The sequence below is a fragment of the Novosphingobium aquimarinum genome (assembly GCF_009746585.1).
GTDB lineage: Bacteria > Pseudomonadota > Alphaproteobacteria > Sphingomonadales > Sphingomonadaceae > Novosphingobium > Novosphingobium aquimarinum.
This window is the reverse complement of the sequence record NZ_WRPO01000043.1, coordinates 1-7,880: the sequence shown is the minus strand read 5'-3', so window position 1 is coordinate 7,880 and position 7,880 is coordinate 1. Positions and strand designations below refer to the sequence as shown.

Sequence of the window (7,880 nt, the reverse complement as noted above, 5' to 3'; positions counted from 1 at the left end):
CGGTGTAAATCCCTCATCCCCCTCGCCGCCATCGCGAAAGGGAAAAAGTGGACGACTTTTACGCCGCCCGCAGCAGCACTTCGCCGCCGCTACCGTGGTCTAATTTTGCACCGCCGTTCTCAGTCGGTGATGATCGCCCCCTCGGCTACGTCCTTCACGATGACCAGGCCCAGGCGACCTTCAGTCATGATGCTAAGCACTTCGGGAAAAGGGGCGGCCTTGACCAAGCACGGCAGAGGCGCCTTTTCCATGATGTCGTCGACCCGCGACAGCAATTTGCGGCCCAGCGACCCGCCCGGATGGAAGCGCGCGAAATTCTCGGGCTGGAAGCTGCGCGCGTTGATTAGAGCCACCGCAAGCGCGTCGCCCATGACCAACGCCGCCGTGGTGGACGATGTAGGCGCGAGCTGGTTGGGGCAGGCCTCCTTGCTCACCGCAACGTCCAAATGAAAATCGGCCGCCGTCGCCAAAGTCGATTCCGGCTTTCCCGTCATCGCGATGATCGCGTTGCCGTTGTCGCGAAAGAAGGGGATCAGCCGAACGATCTCCTCCGTCTCCCCAGAATTGGAAATCGCCAGGACCACATCCTCGCCGCGCAGCATGCCCAGATCGCCGTGATAGGCCTCGCCGGGATGAAGCACGAAGCTGGGCGTGCCGGTGCTAGCCAGCGTCGCCGAAATCTTATGTCCAACGATTCCGGACTTCCCCATGCCGCAGACGACGAGCCTTCCCGTCGCCTGCAGCACACGCGCGACAGCCTTTTCGAAATTGGCATCCAGACGGTCGCCTAGCGCACAGATTGCGTCTCCTTCGATCTGGAACACCTCGCGCGCGATCGCCAGATAATTATGAGGCATATCGGCTTCAGCCATCGCTCGACTCCTGTTCTTCGATCAGTTGGGCAACAAGCCGGGCATCCTCGGGCGTGTCGACCCCCTTGCCCGGCATTCGATCGAGTTGCGTGACCTGAATTGGGATTCCCATCCACATGAACCTTAGCTGTTCGAGCGCCTCGATCGTCTCGAGTGAGCAAGGGGGCTCCTGGCATATGCGTTGTAGCAGCGCATTCGGATAGCCGTAGATACCGACATGCAGCAGGGCCGCCTCGACCGCGCGCGCCTCATCGGCGCGATCGCGCGCGAAGGGCAGCGGCGCCCGGGAAAACAAGAGCGCCGTTCCCGAGCAGTCGAGCACTACCTTCACTGCATTCGGCCCGCGATAATCCTCTGCCGAAAGGATCGGGATACAGGCCGTGAAAACCGAAGGCGTGGTGCCCGCAAGGCAGAAATTCAAAAAGTGCGCGATCAGTTCCGCCCCGAACAGCGGTTCGTCGCCCTGCAGGTTAACAATAATGTCGTCTTCGCCCCATCCAGCTGATCGCGCCACTTCCGCGACCCGGTCGGTTCCCGACCGGTGATCCGGGTCAGTCATCGTGTAGCGGATGCCATGCCGCTCAAGCGCAGCCGCGATCCGTGGGTCGTCGGTCGCCACGGTGACGTCGCAGTCGGCGGAGGTAAGGCCAGCCGCTTTCGCTGCGTTATCGTGTACGCGCACAATCATGGGCTTGCCGGCCAGGTCAATCAGCGGCTTGCCCTCGAGACGCGAAGATCCATAGCGAGCCGGGATCACGACATGACATCGGCGCCCGGAATCACTGCGCATATTGCTGCCGCCCCCACTGGTCCATCAGCCGGTTATATTGCTCGGCTCGCGCGATACCGCCGATTTCCAGCAGATGCTCTGCCACCTCGCGCACCACGCCGCCGCCGCCGTTGGAATGCATCACATGGTCGGCCGCATCGATCACCAGCGGATGCGCGTCCGCCGGCGCATAGCTCAGTGCTACCGCGTTCATGACGCTCAGATCGATCACGTCGTCCCCAACGAATGCGATCTCGTCGTCCGTATAGCCATTATCGCGCCGGATCTCCTCGAGCGCGCCCAGCTTGTCGTGCACGCCCAGACTAATGATATCCATCTTAAGCTCGCGCATCCTATATTCGAGCGCCGCGCTGCGCTTACCGGATATTGTCCCGCACTCAATGCCGTGCGACTGCAGCAGTGCGATGCCGACGCCGTCCCGAGCGTTGAACGCCTTAAACACCTCGCCCTCGGAGCCGACGTACAGGCGGTTGTCGGTGAAGACGCCGTCAATATCGAACAGCACCAGCCTGATCGTCGTCACCATCGGTCGCATCCTAGCTGATGGAAAGCGGCGCGAAGGATTTCACCAGGTCGTCGAGCTGCTTGACCTGAAGCAGGAACGGCTCAAGCTTGTCGAAGGGCAGCGCGCTCGGCCCGTCACACTTCGCGTGATCGGGGTTCTGATGTGCCTCAATGAACAGCCCCGCCAATCCCACGGCGACCCCCGCCCGCGCAAGCTCGGCCACCTGCCGCCGCCGCCCACCGGAAGCGACCTCGCCCGGATCACGCCGCTGCAGGCTGTGCGTTACGTCAAAGATGACGGGGCCGTTGCCGGTCGCGTCCATCATCTCGCGAAAACCGAGCATGTCCACGACGAGATTGTCATAGCCGAACTGGGCGCCACGCTCGCACAAAATGACACGGTCGTTCCCCGCTTCGCGGCATTTCTCGACAATGAGCCGGGTCTGAGGCGGGCTCATGAACTGCGGCTTCTTGACGTTAATCACGCGGCCGGCCTTCGCCACCGCTACCACCAGGTCGGTCTGCCGCGCGAGAAAGGCGGGAATCTGAAGCACGTCGGCGACTTCGGCGATCATCGTCACTTGATGAATCTCGTGCACGTCGGTGATCACGGGAACGTCGAATCGCTGTTTGACCTTCGCGAAGATTTCCATGCCGTCGTGCAGCCCCACGCCCCGGTAGGAAGTGACGGACGACCGGTTCGCCTTGTCGAATGACGCCTTGAAAACAAATGGAATGCCGAGCTTCGAGGTTATGCCCTGATATACCTCGCAGGCACGCAAGGTCGAATCGAGATCCTCCAAAACGTTCAATCCCCCAAAGAGGCATAGCGGCCGCCGGTTGGAAACGACGATGTCCGGGCGGATGACAACATCCATAAATTGGTTTCCCCTTGGCCCGCGGTTGCCGCCAAGGCGAACCGCCTGACATTCTGGCTCCTCAGAAGTGCCAGCCTGATGCAATAATACGCCCTCGATGGCAACACCTCGTTCGCGGGTGCAGCACGCTGCGTCATGTCGACGGCAAAAGTTCGGAAGACGATTCCGCCCTGCAGCCAACACCCCGGATCAGTCAGAACGTCGGAAACTTGATTGACGAAAGCTCGGAATACAGCGCTCTGCGAACCTTGCCCGGATCGATGGCAAAGTGGCGAGAGACGGCGGATACTATCATGCCTTCAGTCGAAGCGGTCGGGCGAAGATCGCGGTTCTGAAGCAATTGGGCTGGCGAAAGCCCGGGCCAGTCGGCGACGACCTTCGCGGCGCCCAGCCCCCCCCCCAAGACCATCCCCATGCCACCGGTGCCATGATCGGTGCCGCCGGTCCCGTTGATCGCGGCGGTGCGTCCGAATTCGGTAGCGACCACAATCATCGTGTTTGCCCAATCCTGCCCCAGCCCACCAACCAGCGCACCGACAGTGGCGTCCAGTTCGCGCAATTGGGAGTCGAGCCGGACCTTTTGCCGGACATGCGTATCCCACCCGCTGCTTTCAATCATCATGATCCGGGCGCCGTCATCAGCGGCGAGCAGCCTGGCGGCGAGAGCACCCAGCCGCGCGCCCCGCCGCGCACCCTTTCCGGCATCACCTGCGAGGTCGAGCGTGCGAACCGCCGCTTCCCACAAAGTGCCCAACTCCGGATCCTGTCGATACAGCCCCGCTACTCGCGCGGCCACGTCGTCCGACAACGATTGCGTTTCTCCCAGCGAATAGGTGTAAACTTCATTCTGTCCACGCATGGCAAGCGGGATTGCGGAAGCAAGCGCGATGGCCCGTCTGTCTTCCGCTGATACGAGGGAGAGCATACGGTTCATCCAGCCGGTCTTGACTGCGAACGGCTTGGCGCCGCCGCTTTCCAGGACGTTCTGACCGTCGAAATGGGAACGGTCCCGATACACCGACGCAATCGCTTGCGCGAAGATTGCATTGCGTTGTGAATAAAGCTTCCCGACCTCCGTCAGCGCGGGATGCAGCGAAAACGTGCTGTCCAGCTTTTCAGGCGACTCTTCCGGCGCTACCGCGCCGCGAAGTCCCATATAAGCGGGGTCACCGCTGGGCATTACGATGCTCAGGCCATCAGCCGCGCCGCGCAGGATGATGAACACGAACCGTTTGTCAGTGTTCGCCCGCGCGAACGAAATCGGGAACAAAGACCCTGTGGACACGATCACCCCGATCCCGCCCGCGACCAGCCCGCCTTTAATCAATGTTCGCCGATCAACCATTCTAACGCCTCAGGAATTCGGGAGAAACGAGAAGAAGCGATACCGCCTGACCAGCGCTGTCTGCGCCCGAAATGACTTCGGACGTATCATCAGAAAGCGGTTGGTCCGGAAACAACGTATGCGCCAGCGCGCGAGCATCGATCGCCGACTTCAAACCCACCGACCAGCGGCTCGCGGTTTCCAGCCGTTGGATCAGCGCACTCGGGCTCGCCCAGTCCGCGTCCAAGTCGCCGAACCCATTGGGAGAGCCTGGCCGCCAGACCGGCTGGCCGTTCAACCAAAGCGTCCGTTCAAACGATCGGTCGGTCTGATCTGGCACTTTTCCGATCGCCCGTAAGGTCGAGATTGTCCAGTCCCACGGTGATTTAAACTTGCCTATGCCCTCCCCCGGTTCGGGCGCCTCAATCAGGGTTCGATAGACCGTGGGCAAATGGCCGCCGGACTGATGAAAACTCTCTGCTAGCCGCGTCACCAGGGCCGGCTCCGGTTCATCGCCCGTGAAATGGCGCGCCAATTTCGTCGCCAAGTGGATTGCCGTAGCCCGGCTCGCGGCGACGTCGCGCAGGATAGCAAGCGCTTGATCCTCACCGCTCTGGCCATAGGTCTTGCCCATAAACGTCCGCGCGCCGGGTTCATGGCGAGCGGCGGCAAATCCGAACCTGCCGTTCGCTCCAGCAGTCTTCTGAAAAATTCCCGACACGCCCCAGCCAGTCAGCGCCTGCGCGAACGCGATGATATCGGCCTGTGTATAATCGGAACGCGCGCCCAGCGTATGAAGCTCAAGGATTTCCCTCGCCAAATTCTCGTTTAGCCCAGGAAGTTTACCGGCCCGCTTCGACACCCGCTTGGCCAGCGCACTATCACGTCCGATCGACTGCGGCTGATCGAGATAGAGCAGCATCGCCGGATGCTGCTCGACCGCAATCAGCATATCCTCGAAGCGCCCAAGGACATGCGGGCGGATCGCCTCAAACTCCATTAGACCAGCGAACCCGATCATCAGCCGCTTGTCGGCCGACACCGCGAAGTGATTCGCCCAGAAATGCACCATTCGCTCCACAAAAGGCGTATCGGTTTCGACCGCCGACTGGATACGCGCGATGATCTGCATTGCATTTTGCTGCGTCGCGAAGTCATAACCGTCTAGCTTAGCTAGCGCTGCGTTCTTTTGCATCAGATTGTTTGTCGCGGTATGGGAGGCACTGCCCAATGCAGCGTGCTTCGCCGCTTGGGCCGCCTCGCGGCGCTCGCCAAGCGCAGCCTTGCCTTCCGGCGTACGAGTAAAATCACGATAGGCGACAATAGCATCGGCGATCTGATCGCGCGACGCTAAGCGACTGAAGGCAGCCGGCCGGACCTGAAACCGATTGAATTGCGCCTCCAGCCAGCCGGCACCGTCGGAAGGAGCCTTGTCTCCGGGTCGGGCCCCATAGCCGAACCGATTTAGGGCAGTGGTTGCACGCAATACCATTACTCCATAATCGGATTTGTCAATCGTCGCGCAAGCGTGGCCTGGGATGCGCGTGGGCTCAAAGTTTTGTTGCATTCTCGTGCGGTCCCGGTGCCCGATAGCCCGGATCAGCTGCACCTAGCAGCTGCCGCTGACCTCGGAAACAAGCCACCGACAAGCACCATGTCGAAAATGCATTCATCGACGCGTTCGACAACAAGTGCGTAGCGCATGTGTAGGACGCCCTGATTCTTATCGTACGAAGATCCTTGCGAGAAGCTGAACACTTGGCGTTGACTGCTGACAGTCCCTGTTCATCGCCGCCCGACCTCTTGTCCAGCGCGTTGCAAATGCTCCGCCAAGTGTCGGCTGCCGTACCACGGCCAGTCCAGAAACGTAGTGTTGATCATCCGCATCAGCGCCAGTGTTTCCTTGGACTGCGGCACCGGAGCGCAATATTCGCACGACCGGCTAATCGACAGCAGCCGACATTGCGCCGCGATCGATAAAACGTGCCGAGGAGGCTCGGTCATCGTTCGCCTCCGCGCCACACTCGTCGACCGAAGGCCCTTACTAAAGAATCACGTCCCACCAGTAACTGCCCGATCTTCGCATGCAGCTTGTCCACATCGGCCCCGCTCGCCGCCCTGGCCGCATCGCCATCGCCAAAGAAGGTGCCTGCCATCCCCTCAATGGCCTGCCGCTTCCACGACGCGATCATCGTGTGGTGAACGCCATGCTTCGCTCCCAACTCCGCCAGCGTCAGGTCGCCCCGGATCGTTTCCAGAGCCACCTTGGCTTTGAAATCCGCACTGTAGCGCTTCCTTGTCTACTTCATTACCGTACCAGTCCTGCAAGTCGGAATTAGCGTAGCACCCTGTCCAGAAACCCGCACGAGATCAGACTTCATGCGCTCAGCAGGGATTTTCTACGCTCGAAAGCATGGCACCCAGCACGGTCGAGCAATAGCTACCCTCCGCGATCAGCGCCGCCGCGCCCGCGCAGGTGACGACAGCGCAGCACCGGCAACGGCGTGATCGCCAGCATCAGGCCGAGCAGCATTTCTCATTCGCGCGCGGGCAGAAGATAGAAGCCGGCCTGCGGCGCGCTGTGCGACCAAGCGATCGACAGTACGGCTGAAGCCAGGCTGATCGCGAAGAGCAGTGGCCACATTACCCGTGATAGCGCGAGGAAATCATGCGACAGGAGCAGCATAAGTCCGGCGAGCAGCGTCGTGCCGACGACCGCGACGACTGCGGAGATGGTGCAGCGCAGCCGGCGGCGATAGAATTGGAATGTCGAGAAGTTATCCGCCGCGAAGTCGCGAATGGTCATGCCGGCGATCAGGAAGCCGGAAATTACGAAGGACACGTCGACCCTGACGAAGCCGCCTTCGAGACCGGCAACGCCAAGGAGGAACTGCACGATCGGCACGACGGCAAGCGCGCAGGCCTTCGATATCCTGTCGGTAGCCGAAGAAGCCGATTGCCTCGGACCCCATCCGCGCCAGCTACCGCGAGGCGGCGTAGGTCGCGCCGCCCGGGCCATGTCGGACGGGATCGCGCAAGAGAGTTTCCAAAGCGGTCGTCTGGTCAACGGTGCGAGAGGTGTTCAGGCCGAGAACTCCCTTGCCCGGACTGGTTACAGGGCGAGTCGAAGCTGCTCCGCAGCCTTTTGCGGCGCGAAAAACTTCCCGCGTAAACATGCGCTGGGTGCGTAATCTTCTTAGAATCACTTGTGTCTTGGACAAAAACTGCAAAGGCTAAGCGACAGGCCATGCTAGTCTGTTGTTAGTGGGACGAAAACGTGAGCAAAGCCCTCGTTTATCGGCCGGACATTGACGGCCTCCGCTGCTTCGCAGTGACCTCGGTCGTCGTCTTCTGAGATGGTGCCGGTTTTCTGGACAGGGTGTTAAGCGACTCCCGACCTGATGGATTGGTACGGGAATGAAGACGACGAGGAAGCGCTACAGCGCCGATTTTAAGGCCAAGGTCGCACTGGAAGCGATCCGGGGCGATCTGACGCTGGCGGAGCTGGCGGC

General features: G+C 61.0%; 7 protein-coding genes and 1 pseudogene. All 8 read right to left on the bottom strand.

What is annotated here, in order from left to right:
- Positions 1-119 precede the first annotated feature (119 nt).
- The 8 genes and pseudogenes from GQO94_RS20435 to GQO94_RS20400 all read right to left on the bottom strand — a co-directional run bounded on the left by GQO94_RS20435 (position 120) and on the right by GQO94_RS20400 (position 7,264).
- Positions 120-872, bottom strand: a complete 753-nt coding sequence (locus GQO94_RS20435; RefSeq protein ID WP_198046087.1) for a KpsF/GutQ family sugar-phosphate isomerase — start codon at positions 870-872, stop codon at positions 120-122.
- Positions 865-1,662 (bottom strand): 3-deoxy-manno-octulosonate cytidylyltransferase, encoded by a 798-nt coding sequence (gene kdsB / locus GQO94_RS20430; protein ID WP_156843223.1) that lies wholly within the window; start codon positions 1,660-1,662, stop codon positions 865-867. Before kdsB ends, GQO94_RS20435 begins: the two co-directional genes overlap by 8 nt.
- On the bottom strand, positions 1,652-2,188 hold the full coding sequence (locus tag GQO94_RS20425; protein WP_198046086.1) for a KdsC family phosphatase: 537 nt from the start codon (positions 2,186-2,188) through the stop codon (positions 1,652-1,654). Before GQO94_RS20425 ends, kdsB begins: the two co-directional genes overlap by 11 nt.
- A 10-nt stretch (positions 2,189-2,198) precedes the next feature.
- Positions 2,199-3,044, bottom strand: a complete 846-nt coding sequence (gene kdsA, locus GQO94_RS20420; protein ID WP_156843221.1) for a 3-deoxy-8-phosphooctulonate synthase — start codon at positions 3,042-3,044, stop codon at positions 2,199-2,201.
- Positions 3,045-3,237: 193 nt separating this feature from the next.
- Complete coding sequence (locus GQO94_RS20415) at positions 3,238-4,389, bottom strand: DUF1501 domain-containing protein (protein WP_156843220.1); 1,152 nt, start codon at positions 4,387-4,389, stop codon at positions 3,238-3,240.
- Position 4,390: 1 nt separating this feature from the next.
- Positions 4,391-5,860 carry a DUF1800 domain-containing protein gene (locus GQO94_RS20410; RefSeq protein ID WP_156843219.1) on the bottom strand — a complete coding sequence of 490 codons (1,470 nt, stop codon included), beginning with the start codon at positions 5,858-5,860 and terminating at the stop codon, positions 4,391-4,393.
- Positions 5,861-6,156: 296 nt separating this feature from the next.
- A pseudogene (locus GQO94_RS21160) lies at positions 6,157-6,632 on the bottom strand (IS3 family transposase); the annotation flags it as partial.
- Positions 6,633-6,904: 272 nt separating this feature from the next.
- Positions 6,905-7,264: a hypothetical protein gene (locus GQO94_RS20400; RefSeq protein ID WP_198046085.1), complete on the bottom strand. Its 360-nt coding sequence runs from the start codon at positions 7,262-7,264 to the stop codon at positions 6,905-6,907.
- Positions 7,265-7,880: the final 616 nt, after the last annotated feature.